The following is a 13,259-nucleotide window of genomic DNA, read 5'->3' on the forward strand; positions in this document are numbered from 1 at the left end:
GCCCGGGGGCCGCCCCCGCGCGGCCCCCTCCCGGCTCCTCACCCCCGCAGCGCGATCCCGTGCTGTTGGGCCAGGATCGCGGCCTGCACCCGGCTGCGCAGGTTGAGTTTCGACAGGATCCGGCTGGTGTGTGTCTTCACGGTGCCCTCCGCGAGGTGGAGGGTTTCCGCGATGGCGCTGTTGGCCAGGCCGCGGGCTATACAGGCCAGTACCTCCAGCTCCCGTTTGGTGAGGGTGTCGAGGGACTGCGCGGCGCCCGCCGGGAGGGTGGGACCGGCCACCGGGGGGCGGCCGGCGAACTCGGTGATCAGCCGCCGGGCGATGGCGGGGGTGAGGAAGCCGTCCCCGTGTGCCACCTCCCGTACCGCGCTGACCAGTACGGCCGGCTCCGCGTTCTTGAGGATGAAGCCGCCGGCACCGGCCCGCAGCGCCCCGAAGATGTACTCGTCGATGTCGAAGGTGGTCAGCACCAGCACCTCGGCGAGGCCGCGCTCCACGATCCTGCGGGTGGCGGCGACCCCGTTGAGCTGCGGCATCTGGACGTCCATCAGGACCACATCGGGCCGTAGTTCGGCGGCCATCCGCACCGCCGCCGCACCGTCGCCGGCCTCGCCGACCACCGTGATGCCCGGGTCGGTCTGCAGCACCAGCACCAGTCCGGAGCGCACCGCGGCCTGGTCATCGGCCACCAGCACCCGTATGCCCTCGGGTCGTATGTCCTCGGGCCCGCCCGCCGGGGCGTGGTCCGGCGCACCCGCCGGCGCCCCCCTTCGTTCGTCCGCCGGCCCGTCCATCAGCCCCTCCACCAACCCCTCCACCGACTCCTCCGCCGCCTGCTTCACTGGCTGTTCCACCTTTCTCGTCCGCTAGGAGTGCTGTGTCAGCGGGAGCACGGCCCGCACCCGCCAGCGTCCGGGGGCGGTGCGGTCGGGTCCCGCGTCGAAGATGCCGCCTACCAGGGCGGCCCGTTCGGACATCCCGGCGAGGCCGGCGCCCGCACCGGTGGTCAGCTGCGCCACGGGACGCTGCCGGGCCCGGCCGTCGGGGCGGGTCAGCGGGCTGTCGACCGAGAGGGTCAGCTGCCCGGCGCCGGTCTCACAGCGGATGTGCACCCGCCCCGCCGAGGCGTGCTTGAGGACATTGGTCAGTGCCTCCTGCACGATGCGGTACGCCGTCACCTCGATCACCGAGGACACTTCGGGGAAGCGCTCGGGGAACTCGGTGTGCAGGGTCAGGGCGGCCGCGTCGGCGGCCGGTCTGGCCTGTTCGACGAGCGACCCCAGCGCGTTCAGCTGGGGCCGGTCCCAGTCGTCGTCCACGCCCCGGTCGGAGCGCAACAGCACCACCATCCGCCGCATTTCGGCCAGCCCCTGCACGCTGTTCTCGCGGATCACCGCGAGTGCCCGCAGTACCGGATCCTCCTCCGCGCCCTCCTCGGCGGCGCCGTTCTTCTCCCCCTTCGTCCCGGCCAGCGAGAGCACGGCGCTGGAGTGAATGGCGATCGCGCTGAGGTGGTTGGCCACCAGATCGTGCAGCTCACGGGCCATCCGGGTGCGCTCGGTCTGCAGTACGGTCTTGCGGTCCAGCTCCGCCAGCCGGTTGATCTGCGCGGCACGCTGCCGTTCGGTGTCCGCCCGCTCCTTGTGGTTGCGTATCAACACCCCCGTCCACACCGGCGAGATGAGCAGCAGACCGACGATGACACCGGTCGTCACCCCCTCCGAGCGGTCGCCGGTGAGAACGAGGACCACGGTGGTGGCGAGGGTGGCCGTGACGCTCCCGGTCTGCAGCAGCCGGCACAGCCAGGGGGCGCCGTACAGCGCGGCCGCATAGAGCAGATCGGTGTAGATGAGGACCGGGCCCAGGCCACCGCTGGACATGGTCTCCACGGTGACGGTGAGGGTGCCGACGGCGACGGCGGCCGCCGGCCGGGCACTGCGCAGCGCGGTCGCGGCGCACAGCACGAGGACCGGGAGGACGGCCTGCCAAGCGGGGATATCGCCTCCCCTCACCTGTGAGCCGCCCACGACATACAGAATCAGACAGCCGGCAAAGAAACCCACCGCCAATCTGAGGTCACGGAGCGGTACGGGGCGGTGGCGCGCGTGCGTACTGGTGAAAAGACGTAACCACACATGAGGACAGTACTTCCGTGCGCTGCCCGTTCTCCTGGCCCTGGCGCCCGAATTTGGGCCCGCCTCTCGTACATCGAAGTATGTAGCCGTACATCAGCAAGAGGGATGACTCGAAGGTTCCGGAGGATCTGCAAACCTTGGGCTGGCTGTATCGATCGATGTAGGCGGAAAAGGGGGAGAGGGAAGAACTGTACGACGGGCCGTCACTCGCCCCGTACGGCCCAGGCACCGCTCAACTGTGGAGGACGGAAAGTACGTGGAAACGAACGCCGCTCTTCTCGAACTCTGTCCGGAGCCCCTTGACCTGGGCGCTTCGGGCCACTGGCAGGATCCAGGACGGGCCCGCCCGGCACCGCTCGCGGCCGCACCCGCCTCTGCGCACGCTCATCCGGACATCCTGTCCACACCCGTCCCGCTCTTCGTCGTCCCCGTAGGATCCACCCCTCCCCACGGACCGGGAACGGGGCTGTCCCCCGACAGCTGCCCGGAGCTCAACGGCCACTCCCGGGCCACTCTCGGCGCCGCGTCCCGCAGCCGGCTGCTGGCCCGCCTCCCCGACCGGGTGAGCGCCGCGATGGCCGCCGCCTGCCACTGGGAGCTGTACGGGACCCGCGGCCTGCTGATCGTGGCCTGTGGCGAGGACGCGCGTCAGATGGGCTTCTCGGTGGAGTCCGTCCGCACCGGAGCGTCCTTGCCGCACACCCCGTACGAGGTGCTGACGGCCCAGGAGGCCCGCACCGCGGCAGAGCGCCCGGCCGCCGAACGGGAACGCCTCGTCACCCGTTTCTGGGTCCGCAAGGATGCCGCGCTGCAGGCCGTCGGCGGCGGTCTGGCGCTCGCTCCCGAACGCATCGAGGCCGGTTTCCCCGGCGACCGCGGCACGGTCCTCGTCCCGGGGCCGCAGGGCCTCGAAGTCCCTGTCCTGGTAAGGAACTTCACCTTCTCCGCCGCCTACGAGTTCGCCGTCGCCACGCCGGAACCCCTCGCCCTCACCCCATCTTTCGCCTATTCGGTCAGGTAAATGCCCGTTTCCGCGCGGGCGGCGGCAAGGGCACCGGACCGGAATTGCCGCGGCTGGCCGGAATTCGGACCTTGACGGCCTGGACGGCCCAGGCGGACTTGACGCAGGCGAGGGGGCGGAAATGGGGCGGCAAAATCCCCGGCCACGGGCCAAAGGCCGTGCGAGGCGGGGTCTCGCTTTGCCGCCACCCGGGTGAAACACCTGCATGTCGCACTCCCCGGGCCCTCGGAAAACCATATTGCCGGGTTAGTTGGTGCGTGCCCACCGGTCGTGGCGAGTACCGCGTCACGGCGTTGCCGGAGCACAGCGGAGGATTCCCGTCATGCCGTCGCCCCTCGCCAAACGGTCCGCCGAAAGAGTCCTGCCGGTGCTGCTGGTCCTCCTGGGCGTCGTGGGCCTGGCCGGTCTCACCGGTCCGGGCGCCGCGGCGGCCGGACCGTCCTTCGGCCCGCCGGGGCCCGACTGGGAGCGCATCGCCGCCTGTGAGAGCAACGGCCGCTGGCACATCAACACCGGCAACGGCTACCACGGCGGTCTGCAGATCGACCCCGCCACCTGGCGTGCCTACGGCGGCCTGCGCTACGCCCCGCGTGCCGACCTCGCCACCCGCGCGGAGCAGATCGCCGTCGGTGAGCGCATCGCCCGGGACCGCGGCCTGTCCGCCTGGCCCAACTGCGCCGGCTCCACCAGCGGTTCCGCCGGCAGCCCGGCCTCCGCCGACCGGCAGGCCTCCGCCGACCGGCAGGCCCCCGCGACCGACCGGATTCCTACGGCCGACCGGGCCCCCGCTCCGCGCGCCCACCGCGCGGCCATCGCCACCAAGGCCCGCACCTACGTCGTGCACCCCGGCGACTGTCTCTCCGTCATCGCCGAACGCGCCCACACCCGGGGCGGCACCAAAGGCCTGTACGCCCTGAACAAGCATGCGCTCGACCAGGGACCGGACCACATCTACCCCGGACAGCGGCTGCGGCTGCGGAGGTGAGGACGGGTCCGCGGGCGCACCGGCGGAGCCCGGCACGGCGGTGAAGGGGAGAGCCGTCACGGTGAATCCACTGCTCGGTCAGAGTGAATGCGGGGGACGGGCCGTTGCTCAGGCTTGGTGGATGGGAGAAGGCCCGATAGCAAGTCCGCGGGTACCCAACCGCGAGGTGCAGGAGCACACAGTGAAGAACATGGCACGCGTCAATTTTGTGATCGCAGGAGCTTGCGGCCTGCTCCTGGCGGCCGGGGCGTCGCCCGCCCAGGCATGGGACGGGGGGCCGTACGGCCTCGACGGGGTGTGGAACAGCGACACCGTGGCGAGCTTCCACGCCGGCTTCAGCTGCCGCAACCGGGCGAGGATCTGCATCAACGGCCCGCTGAACAGCGGAAACGTCAGCAACTCGCAGAACGTCCACCTGTCCGGCAACAACAGCAACAGCGGCAGCCCGACCAACGTCAACGGCAACACCAACGACGACGCCGGTGGCACCACCGGAGCCGAGAACAAGACCAGCAACGACATCCAGCACATCGGCCGCGGCGGCAAGCAGCAGCTGTGACCCGGCCCTGACCCCGGCCCTGAACCGGCCCTGATCCACCCTCCGGCCCCGGCTCGTCCGGGGCCGGAGGTGTGTGCGGGGGGCGGTGCGGCGGTGTGTACGGAGGCGGGTGCGGCGGCGTTCCCTTCCCGGGCCGCCGCGCCCGGACATGACGATCGCCCGGCGGACGGTCCGCCGGGCGATCGATGGACGGCGCGCGGTTCGTGGCCCGCGGTCGTCCTCAGGAGGCCATGGCTCGCTCAGTGATGGCCCGCTCCGTGCAGGAAGCCTCCGAGGATGCGCTGGATGTTGTTGTTGCTGCCCGCCGACGCACCGCTGGCGGAGTTCGCGCTGTTGGTGGACCCGTTGGTGTTGTGGATATTGCCGCTGTTGTTGGGGTTGCCGTGGTTGAGGAAGTTGCCGCTGTTGAGGCTGTTGCCGCTGTGCACCGGCCCGTTGATGCAGGGGTGCGGGGACTTGAACACCGGGGACTTGTAGTTGAAGTCCGCGAGGCGGTTGTTGCAGATCACCCCGGAGACCATGCCGGTCACGGTGCCGACATCGGCGCCTGCCACGGCCGCGAGCAGGGACTCCCCCGGGACGGTCTGCGCACGGGCCATCCCGCTGCCGAACAGCACCAGCCCGCACGCCCCGACGATACTTCCCGCCTGCACAATTCTTCTCACGTCGCTCCTCGCCGATTCGTCCTTCTGATGCAGACGTATCGTGCTGCCGTTGCCGCCTTGCAGCCTCGTTCAACCCGCGGGGAGCAAAACGCTCGTCGGCCACAATCAGCCGGGTGGCCCAACAATTCGCGAGCGTTTCCGGGGAAGCGAAGACGTGTGCGCGGGCGCGCCGGGCGACGGGCGCGCCCACGGCCTCCTACAGCACCAGCCGCTCCGGCATGGGCTGCTCCACACCGTCCAGCTCCAGGGTGCAGCGGGGCATGGAGGGGACCAGGTGCGGCTGGCGCAGCAGGACCCGGAAGGGGTGGGTGGGCTCTTCGGGGAGTTCGCCGGTCAGCACGTTCATACCGGCGCGGTGTTCCTTGCGGTACGCGACCAGCTTGCCGTCGACCAGCAGCTCGATCTCCCCGGTCCGGCCGGGCCCGACATTCACGGTGATGGAGTGATCACCCTGGTCCAGGTGGAAATGGTGGCGGTGTCCCATGACGCACCTCCGGCGAATCGGTCCGTACCACCAGCGTGCCACCCCCGCGACCGGCAGTCCTTTCGCGCCTCGCGCGCACCTCCCGCGCGGGTGGTGCGCGCGACAATGGGGGTGGCGCCGGATCGGCCGGTTCACGGAGTGCGGGCCGTCACGGCCTGCTCCCGGGGAGCGGACGCCGGGCCGGCAGGAGACGACGATGAACGGCTCGGTCCGTGTCGGACAGGTGCTCGGGGTGCCGCTGCGCATGCACTGGAGCGTGCCGCTGCTGGTGGGCCTGTTCGCGTACGGCCTCGGCCACCAGGGCCTTCCCGTCTGGACGCCGGGCCGCTCGGATGCCGTCTACGCCCTGGCCGGTGTCATCGGGGCCGTGCTGCTCATGGGCAGCCTGCTGCTGCACGAGACGGCCCATGCGGCGACCGCGCTGCGGAAGAAGATCTCCGTCCAGGACGTGACGCTGTGGGCGCTGGGCGGTACGACCCGGATGGGGCGGCCGCAGTCCGCCCGCGCGGCCTTCGCGGTCGCCGTCAGCGGGCCGCTCACCAGCCTGGTCATCGGCGGCATCGCGCTCGGCGCCGGGTTCGGGCTGCACGGGCTGTCCGGCTGGGCGGTGCCCTCCGTCGTCCTGGCCTGGCTGGGCTGGGCGAACCTCTTCCTGGGTGTGTTCAACCTGCTGCCGGCGGTGCCGCTGGACGGCGGGCGGGTGGTGCAGGCGGTGCTGTGGTGGCGCACCGGGGACCGGGACCGGGCGGATCTGGCGGCGTCCCGGGGCGGCCAGATCATGGGGGTGCTGCTGGTGGCCGCCGGCTGGATCTCCGTGCTGCGCGGCGCACCGGGCGGGCTGTGGATCGTCTTCATCGGCCTCTTCGTCATGGTCGTCGCCGGGGCGGAGCGGCGCCGGGCCGCCCTGCACACCGCGCTGCGCGGGGTACGGGTCGCCGAGGCCATGACCAGCCCGGTGGCGACCGGCGCCGACTGGCTGACCGTCCAGCGCTTCATCGACGAGGTCGTCGTGCACTCCCGCCACTCCGCGCTGCCGCTGCTCGACTTCGACGGCCGCCCCAGCGGCATCGTGCAGATCCGCCGGCTCGCGGCGGTGCCGGGGCCGAGCCGGGAGACGGTGCGGGTGCGCGAGGCGGCGACCCCGCTGTCCCAGTGCGCGGTCGCCGCTCCGGACGATCTGCTCAGTGACGCGCTCGACAAGATCAGCCTGCGTACCGGGGCGCGCCTCCTCGTCGTGGACGCCGGGCACCTGGTGGGAATCGTCACCGGGAAGGACATCGTCCGGATGATGCAGCGCACGACCCTGAGCGGGAGGCGGACGGGCGGAGAGACCGGCGGGCGGAGAGACCGGCGGGCAGACCGACGGACAGCCGGGCTGACCCACGACTGACACGGCGGCGACAGGCCGGCTGACACGGCGGCGACAGGCCGGCTGACCGGACCGCCCCGCCCGCCGTCGAGGTTCCCGACGGGCGCCCGAGGGTGCCGGATGGCCACAATGGACATACGGCAGGCCACGGGGGAGGACGGCCCGCCGCAGCGGAGCACCGGAGCACCGGAGCCGGCCCATGCCCTACCTCACCGTGACCGCCCTGAGCCACACCGGGCTGATCCGCGAGCACAACGAGGACAGCCTGGTGGCCGGCCCCTGGACGCTCTGCGGCACGGTGACCGAGAACCCGCAGACGCTGGTGTTCCCGCTCGGCACCCCGCTGGTCGTCGCGGTCGCCGACGGGATCGGCGGACAGCCGGGCGGGGAGGTGGCCAGCGCACTGGTCGTCCGGCAGCTGGCCGCGCTGGGCCCTTCGCTGGAGGGCGAGGAGGCGGTGCGGGAGGCCCTGGACCTCTGCAACCGTGAGGTGTACGCGGTGGCCGGGCGGGACCCGGAGCTGACCACCATGGGCACCACGGTCGCCGGCGCGGTCGTCCGGGAGAAGTCCGTACTGGTCTTCAACGTCGGTGACAGCCGGGTCTTCGAGGCGGCCGGCGACGGCCTGCGCCAGGTGAGCGTGGACGACAGCCCACCGCTGTGGCCGGGGCGGCGCACCACCTCGCTCCTCACCCAGGCGCTCGGCGGCGCCCGGGAGTTCAGCGCCGTCGTCCCGCACCTGGCGACCGCGCCGCTGTCCGTGGGCGACCGCTACCTGGTGTGCAGCGACGGGCTGACCGATCCCGTCCCGGAGGAGGACGTCGGCGGTCTGCTGCGGCTCCACTCCGGTGGCCGGGCCGTCTTCGAGCTGTGGAAGGCCGCCATCGAGGCGGGCGGGCCCGACAACATCACGCTGGCGCTGATCACCGTCGGGGAGTGAGGCGGGGCCCGGGCCGAGGGGCGTACGCCGGGGACGGTCTCTCCGGATAGCCCCAGCACGGTTCTCCCGGCAGCCGGATGGGCGGCGGGCCGCCGCTCAACAACAGTTCCCCCATGACGACTCACCGGACGACCCGCCTGACGGCCCACGCCCGCCGCGCCCTCGTGCTCACGCTCTCCGCCGCGGCCGTCGCCGGCACCCTGGCGGCGCTCTCCCCGGCGGCCCGCGCCCAGGTCCCCGGCGCCGCGGCCCGCGCCCCCGGTGCCTCGGGGCCCGCCCTCGCCTGGGGTCCGTGCGCCGGGCCCGGCCTTCCCGGACAGGAGTGTGCCGAGCTGCCCGTACCGCTCGACTACCGCGACCCGGACGGGCCGCAGCTCACCCTCGCCGTGTCCCGGGTGCGCAGCGACCGGCCCGCCGCCCGCCGGGGCACGCTGCTGGTGATCCCCGGCGGGCCGGGCGGCTCCGGGGTGGCGCGGCTGGTGGCGAAGGGGAAGGCCCTGGAGAGGGAGATGGCCGGGGCCTACGACCTCGTCAGCTTCGATCCGCGGGGGACGGGCGGCAGCACGAAGGCGGGCTGCGGGCTCGACGCCGGCGACCGGCAGCTGGTCACCCTGCGGTCCTGGCCGGATCCGGACGGCGGCATCACGGAGAACACCGCCCGGTCCCGGCGGATCGCCGAGGCGTGCGCCCGGCACGGCGGTGCCGTGCTGCGCAGCATGTCCACCGCGAACGAGGTGCGCGACATCGACCGCCTCCGCCGGGCCCTGGGCGAGGAGAAACTGTCGGCCTGGGCCGCCTCGTACGGGGTCTACCCGGGGGCGGTGTATGCGCAGAAGTACCCGCAGCACACGGACCGCTGGGTGCTGGACAGCAGCGGCGACCCCGACCCGTCCCGGGTGGGGCGGGGCTGGCTGGCGAACCTGGCCGTGGGCGCGGACGACCGGTTCCCCGACTTCGCGGCCTGGGCGGCGGACCCGGCCAGGGAGGACGACGGGCTGCGGCTGGCCGAACGTCCCCGGGACGTCCGGCCGTTGTTCCTCGCGCTGGCGGCGAAGCTGGACCGGGCGCCGAAGGAATCCGCCACGAAGGGCGTCCCGCTGACCGGCAATTTGCTGCGCCAGGCCGTGCTGAGCGCCCTGGGTGGTGACAGCCGCTTCCCCCAGCTGGCCCGGCTCGTCCGGCAGGCCCAGGACCCGGCCGCCCGGCCGGTGCTGCCCGAAGCCCTCGCCGGGCCGCTGCCGGACGAGGAGGCCGCGGCGATGACGGCCACCGTCTGCAACGACGTGCGCTGGCCGGCGTCGGTCGCCGCATACCGGCGCGCGGTGGCCCTCGACCGTGTCCGGCACCCGCTCACGGCCGGGCTGCCGGTGAACGTCACGCCCTGCGCCTTCTGGCAGAACGCACCGGCGCAGAAGCCCACACGGATCACCGCCGAAGGACCATCCAACATCCTGATGCTCCAGAACCGCCGGGACCCCGCCACGCCGTACTCCGGCGCCCTGAAGATGCGTCAGGCCCTCGGCGGCCGGGCCCGCCTGGTCACCCTGGACCACGGCGGCCACGAGGCCTACCTGGGCAACGGCACCGCCTGCGGGGACCGGGCGGTCACCGGCTTCCTGACGACGGGGCGGCGGCCGGAGCGGGACGCGTACTGCGCCGACTGAGCCGACTGAGCCGACGGAGCCGGGCGAGGGCCGGCGACGGTGCCGGGGCCGGCGGGCCCTCGGGGGGTGTGTCCCCAGGAGCCCCTGGAGACACACCCCCTGGCGCGGACGGGCGACATGACCGGCGGCGTGCGCCGTGCGGGGCGGTGCCGCGTCTAGGTTGGCCGGATGAGCGCGGCAGGGAGCACCGTCCGGGCAGAAGTGCTCCTGGGCACGCTGGGGTCCGTGCTGCTGGGCGTCGGCGGATGGGGGGCCGGGGCGCTGCCGCGGGGCGTTCCTGACGGGGTGTGGGGGCGGCCCGGCGTGCCGCTGCAGTGCGTGGGCGTCGCCGTGTCGTACGCCGGGCTGGTGCTGCTGATCGCCGCGTGGTGGCGGCTGGGGAGGCGGGTCGCGGACGGGACGGCCGGCGGGTGGCGGCCGCTGCGCAGGGCGTTGTGGTGCTGGGTGCTGCCGCTGGTGCCGGGCCCGTTGCTGGGCAGCAGCGACGCCTACAGCTACCTCGCCCAGGGGGCGCTGGCGGGCCGCGGACGCGATGTGTACGCGCTGGGCCCGGCGGCGCTGGGCGGGCCGCTGGCGGCGAACGTCCCCGGGATGTGGCACGACGCCCCGGCCCCGTACGGGCCGCTGTCCGTCGCCGCGGCGCGCGCCGTGGTGGCTCTCACCGGGGAGCAGCATGTGGTGGCCGCGGCCCTGGGGCTGCGGCTGCTGGCGGTGGCGGGGCTGGCCCTCCTGGTGTGGGCGCTGCGGCGGCTGGCGGAGGCGGCGGGCTCCGGTGCGGCCGGGGCGCTGTGGGCCGGCGCGCTCAACCCGCTGGTGCTGCTGCACCTGGTCGGCGGGGCGCACAACGAAGCGCTGATGCTGGGGCTGATGACGGCCGGGCTGCTGGCGTTCCGCCGGGGGCGCCGGTGCGTGGGGACCGTCGTGCTGACCGCGGCGGTGCTGGTGAAGGCTCCCGCCGTGGTGGCCCTGCTGTGCGCGGCGGCGGTGAGCGTGGCGGGCTGCGACGGCGGGTGGCGGCGGGTGCGGCGGACGGTGGGCATCGCGTCGGTGGCCGCGACCGCCCTGGTGGCAGGGGTGGCCGGGTGCGGCCAGGGGTGGGGGTGGCTGTGGACCCTCCGTACGCCCGCCGAGGTCCACACCCTGCTGTCCCTGAGCACGGATGCGGGACATCTGCTGGGCTGGGCCGCGCAGGGGCTGGGGTGGGGCACCGCGGCCGGTGCGATGACGGCCGCGCGGCTGGCCGGGCTGCTGGTGGGGCTGGCGGCGGTGGGCTACTGGGTGCGGTGCGCCCCGCGGGCCGGCGCCGAGCGGGCGACGGGGGCGGCGCTGCTGGTGCTGGTGGCGGCGGCTCCGGTGGCGCAGCCGTGGTACGCGCTGTGGGCGCTGGTGCCGCTGGCGGCGGTGTCCTGGCGGCGGCTGGCGGGGCGCGGCGCCCGGGCGGCGGTGGTGGGGCTGACGCTGGTGGTGATGCCCTCGGGGCAGGGGCCCACCTGGGCGAGCGGGGCGGCGGCCGTCGTCGGGGGAGCGGTGGCCCTGGCGGCGGTGCTGTGGTGGGCGTCTAAGGGGCGGCCGGTGCCGGTTCCGGACGCCGTCGTCCCCCGCGCAGCAGCCACCACGCGCCGGTGAGCGCGCCGAGCGGAATCTCCAGCAGATGCGTGAAGGTGGCGAACAGGAGCATGGCCGAGGCCACCGCCGCGGGGGCGCCGCCGAGGGCGACCAGCGCGACGGCGGCGGCGCACTCGGTGACGCCGATGCCGCCGGGGGTGAGGGCGATCTGGGTCAGCAGCCGGCTGGCCGCGAAGACCGCCAGCGCCTCGCCCGCTCCCGTACGGGAGCCCGCCGCCTGCAGACAGGCCAGGAACAGCGCGCCCTGGGCGGCGAGGGTGGCGGCCATGCCGCACACCAGCCGCGCCCAGGAACGGCGGACGACGTCCCGGCTCTCGTCGCGCAGCCGCACCGCGAGCTGCCGGGCGCGCCGGGCGAGGTGCCGCAGCGCTCCGCCCGGCGCCGCCCGCGGCCGGGCGGCGGGTGCCCGGCGGCAGCGGCGCAGCACCGGCCACCCGGCCGCCAGCACCACCGGCAGGGCGAGGACCACCCCGCCCGCGGCCGCCGCCCAGCCGATGCCGGGCACGGGGGTTCCCACCAGCAGCAGTGCGCCCACCGCCGACAGGACCAGCCGCGCCGCCACGTTGCACGCCCCGGTGAGCGCGACGCACACGGCCACGGCGTGCGGCGGATGCCCCCAGCGGCGCGTCATGGCGTAGGTGACCGCGACGCCCGCACCGCCGCCGAGCGGCAGCAGATTGCTGACGGCGCTGCCGGTGCAGTGCACCAGCAGCGCCTGACGCGGCGTCAGTCCGGGGAGTGCGGCGCCGAGTACGTAGGTGTAGCTCCACAGCGTGGCGCCCGCCAGGGCGCACAGCAGCGCCACCTGCGGGCCGCTGACGTGCCCGAGGTGGGCCCGTACGGCCGCCCAGTCCGTGCCCGCCGCCCGCGGCACGGCCAGGGCCAGCAGGACGAGGCCCGCGGCGGAGGAGAGCAGGCCCAGCAGCCGCAGGGCGGACTTCGGCAGCCGCACGGTGAGCGGTGTCATCGGCCGGGCGCCGTCGCCGCGGCGCCCGGCAGGGTGGCCAGCGGATCGCGCAGGACGGGGCCCGCGGGCAGCCCGCGCTGGATGAACCACTCGGTCCCCAGCACCTGGCGGAAGGCCGGTCCGGGCAGGCGGCCCAGCGCGGCCAGGGTGCGTTCGGAGTCGCCGCCCCGGGCCTGGCTGAGGTGCGCGGCCATGCTGGCGCGCTTGGCCCGCCAGTGCCGTTTGACCGGCACCCGGTGGGTGATCTCGGAGCGTGCGCCGTAGGCCCGCCGGAAGGAGTCCCGGTCGAACTCCGGCGGGAAGCGGTGGACCCAGGAGGCGGCGCGCAGCCCGCGCAGCAGGAGGGTGCGGTCGACGGTGGCCTCCAGCACCACCGGGGTGCCCGCCAGGCGGGCGGCGCGGTAGCCGACCCGGTGGACCTGGACGTGATCCGGGTGCCCGTAGCCGCCGGCCGGGTCGTAGACCGTCAGCAGGTCGGCGCGCTCCTCGGTGAGCAGCGCGGCCAGCCGGCCGGCCGCCTCCTCGACCTCGGCCGAGGCGAACGGCTGCGCGCCGGCGCCGGCCGGGGCCGGGCCGGGGGCGTGCCCGGAGTCGGCGTAGCCGAGGAAGGCGACCCGGGAGCAGCCCAGGATGCGGGCGGAGGCGTGCGCCTCCTCGCGGCGGACCGCGCCCAGGCCGCGGTCCCGCAGGGACGTCGGTGCCAGGCCGCGCTCGCCGGCCGTGGCCAGCACCAGCACCACGCGGTGTCCTTCACCGGCCAGGCGCGCCATGGTGCCGGCGGTCAGCAGCGCCTCGTCGTCCGGATGCGCATGAAAGAACAAGCACGTATGTCTCACGAACCATG

At 74.3% G+C, this 13,259-nt stretch carries 13 protein-coding genes; 7 read left to right on the forward strand and 6 right to left on the reverse strand.

Annotation, left to right across the window (positions count from 1 at the left end; genetic code table 11):
• Positions 1 to 38: 38 nt before the first annotated feature.
• Both ABZ851_RS03220 and ABZ851_RS03225 read right to left on the reverse strand, forming a co-directional pair.
• Positions 39 to 797 (reverse strand): response regulator transcription factor, encoded by a 759-nt coding sequence (locus ABZ851_RS03220; RefSeq protein WP_361121806.1) that lies wholly within the window; start codon positions 795 to 797, stop codon positions 39 to 41.
• A 69-nt stretch (positions 798 to 866) separates the two neighbouring features.
• Complete coding sequence (locus tag ABZ851_RS03225) at positions 867 to 2,027, reverse strand: histidine kinase (RefSeq protein ID WP_361121320.1); 1,161 nt, start codon at positions 2,025 to 2,027, stop codon at positions 867 to 869.
• Positions 2,028 to 2,391: 364 nt separating this feature from the next.
• Between ABZ851_RS03225 and ABZ851_RS03230 the strand changes: the two genes are divergently transcribed.
• From ABZ851_RS03230 to ABZ851_RS03240, 3 genes are all read left to right on the forward strand, one after another.
• Positions 2,392 to 3,156 carry a hypothetical protein gene (locus tag ABZ851_RS03230; RefSeq protein ID WP_361121323.1) on the forward strand — a complete coding sequence of 255 codons (765 nt, stop codon included), beginning with the start codon at positions 2,392 to 2,394 and terminating at the stop codon, positions 3,154 to 3,156.
• A 322-nt stretch (positions 3,157 to 3,478) separates the two neighbouring features.
• Positions 3,479 to 4,141, forward strand: a complete 663-nt coding sequence (locus ABZ851_RS03235) for a transglycosylase family protein (RefSeq protein ID WP_361121326.1) — start codon at positions 3,479 to 3,481, stop codon at positions 4,139 to 4,141.
• Positions 4,142 to 4,322: 181 nt separating this feature from the next.
• Complete coding sequence (locus ABZ851_RS03240; RefSeq protein WP_088798676.1) at positions 4,323 to 4,700, forward strand: hypothetical protein; 378 nt, start codon at positions 4,323 to 4,325, stop codon at positions 4,698 to 4,700.
• 239 nt (positions 4,701 to 4,939) lie between these two features.
• Here ABZ851_RS03240 and ABZ851_RS03245 read toward each other — a convergent pair whose 3' ends face one another.
• Positions 4,940 to 5,353, reverse strand: coding sequence for a hypothetical protein (locus tag ABZ851_RS03245; RefSeq protein WP_361121809.1), 414 nt, complete (start codon positions 5,351 to 5,353; stop codon positions 4,940 to 4,942).
• Between the two features lie 208 nt (positions 5,354 to 5,561).
• Positions 5,562 to 5,849: a hypothetical protein gene (locus ABZ851_RS03250; RefSeq protein ID WP_361121329.1), complete on the reverse strand. Its 288-nt coding sequence runs from the start codon at positions 5,847 to 5,849 to the stop codon at positions 5,562 to 5,564.
• Between the two features lie 196 nt (positions 5,850 to 6,045).
• Between ABZ851_RS03250 and ABZ851_RS03255 the strand changes: the two genes are divergently transcribed.
• The 4 genes from ABZ851_RS03255 (at position 6,046) to mptB (ending at position 11,448) form a co-directional block, all read left to right on the forward strand.
• A complete protein-coding gene (locus ABZ851_RS03255; protein ID WP_361121332.1) occupies positions 6,046 to 7,239 on the forward strand; it encodes a site-2 protease family protein in 1,194 nt (397 codons plus the stop codon).
• A 178-nt stretch (positions 7,240 to 7,417) separates the two neighbouring features.
• On the forward strand, positions 7,418 to 8,158 hold the full coding sequence (locus ABZ851_RS03260) for a protein phosphatase 2C domain-containing protein (RefSeq protein WP_361121335.1): 741 nt from the start codon (positions 7,418 to 7,420) through the stop codon (positions 8,156 to 8,158).
• A 113-nt stretch (positions 8,159 to 8,271) separates the two neighbouring features.
• Positions 8,272 to 9,822, forward strand: coding sequence for an alpha/beta hydrolase (locus ABZ851_RS03265; RefSeq protein ID WP_361121338.1), 1,551 nt, complete (start codon positions 8,272 to 8,274; stop codon positions 9,820 to 9,822).
• 168 nt (positions 9,823 to 9,990) lie between these two features.
• Positions 9,991 to 11,448 carry a polyprenol phosphomannose-dependent alpha 1,6 mannosyltransferase MptB gene (gene mptB / locus ABZ851_RS03270; RefSeq protein ID WP_361121340.1) on the forward strand — a complete coding sequence of 486 codons (1,458 nt, stop codon included), beginning with the start codon at positions 9,991 to 9,993 and terminating at the stop codon, positions 11,446 to 11,448.
• Here mptB and ABZ851_RS03275 read toward each other — a convergent pair.
• Positions 11,381 to 12,415, reverse strand: coding sequence for a lysylphosphatidylglycerol synthase domain-containing protein (locus ABZ851_RS03275; RefSeq protein WP_361121343.1), 1,035 nt, complete (start codon positions 12,413 to 12,415; stop codon positions 11,381 to 11,383). The two genes, mptB and ABZ851_RS03275, sit on opposite strands and share 68 nt — an antisense overlap.
• Complete coding sequence (locus ABZ851_RS03280; protein ID WP_361121346.1) at positions 12,412 to 13,236, reverse strand: PIG-L family deacetylase; 825 nt, start codon at positions 13,234 to 13,236, stop codon at positions 12,412 to 12,414. Before ABZ851_RS03280 ends, ABZ851_RS03275 begins: the two co-directional genes overlap by 4 nt.
• Between the last annotated feature and the right edge of the window lie 23 nt (positions 13,237 to 13,259).

The sequence above is a fragment of the Streptomyces sp. NPDC047049 genome, assembly GCF_040643995.1.
GTDB lineage: Bacteria > Actinomycetota > Actinomycetes > Streptomycetales > Streptomycetaceae > Streptomyces > Streptomyces mooreae.

Coding starts and splice junctions, on each gene's coding strand:
- ABZ851_RS03235 (WP_361121326.1), top strand. CDS start 3,479: ATGCCGTCGCCCCTCGCCAAACGGTCCGCCGAAAGAGTCCTGCCGGTG.
- ABZ851_RS03250 (WP_361121329.1), bottom strand. CDS start 5,849: ATGGGACACCGCCACCATTTCCACCTGGACCAGGGTGATCACTCCATC.
- ABZ851_RS03255 (WP_361121332.1), top strand. CDS start 6,046: ATGAACGGCTCGGTCCGTGTCGGACAGGTGCTCGGGGTGCCGCTGCGC.
- ABZ851_RS03260 (WP_361121335.1), top strand. CDS start 7,418: ATGCCCTACCTCACCGTGACCGCCCTGAGCCACACCGGGCTGATCCGC.
- ABZ851_RS03265 (WP_361121338.1), top strand. CDS start 8,272: ATGACGACTCACCGGACGACCCGCCTGACGGCCCACGCCCGCCGCGCC.
- mptB (WP_361121340.1), top strand. CDS start 9,991: ATGAGCGCGGCAGGGAGCACCGTCCGGGCAGAAGTGCTCCTGGGCACG.
- ABZ851_RS03275 (WP_361121343.1), bottom strand. CDS start 12,415: ATGACACCGCTCACCGTGCGGCTGCCGAAGTCCGCCCTGCGGCTGCTG.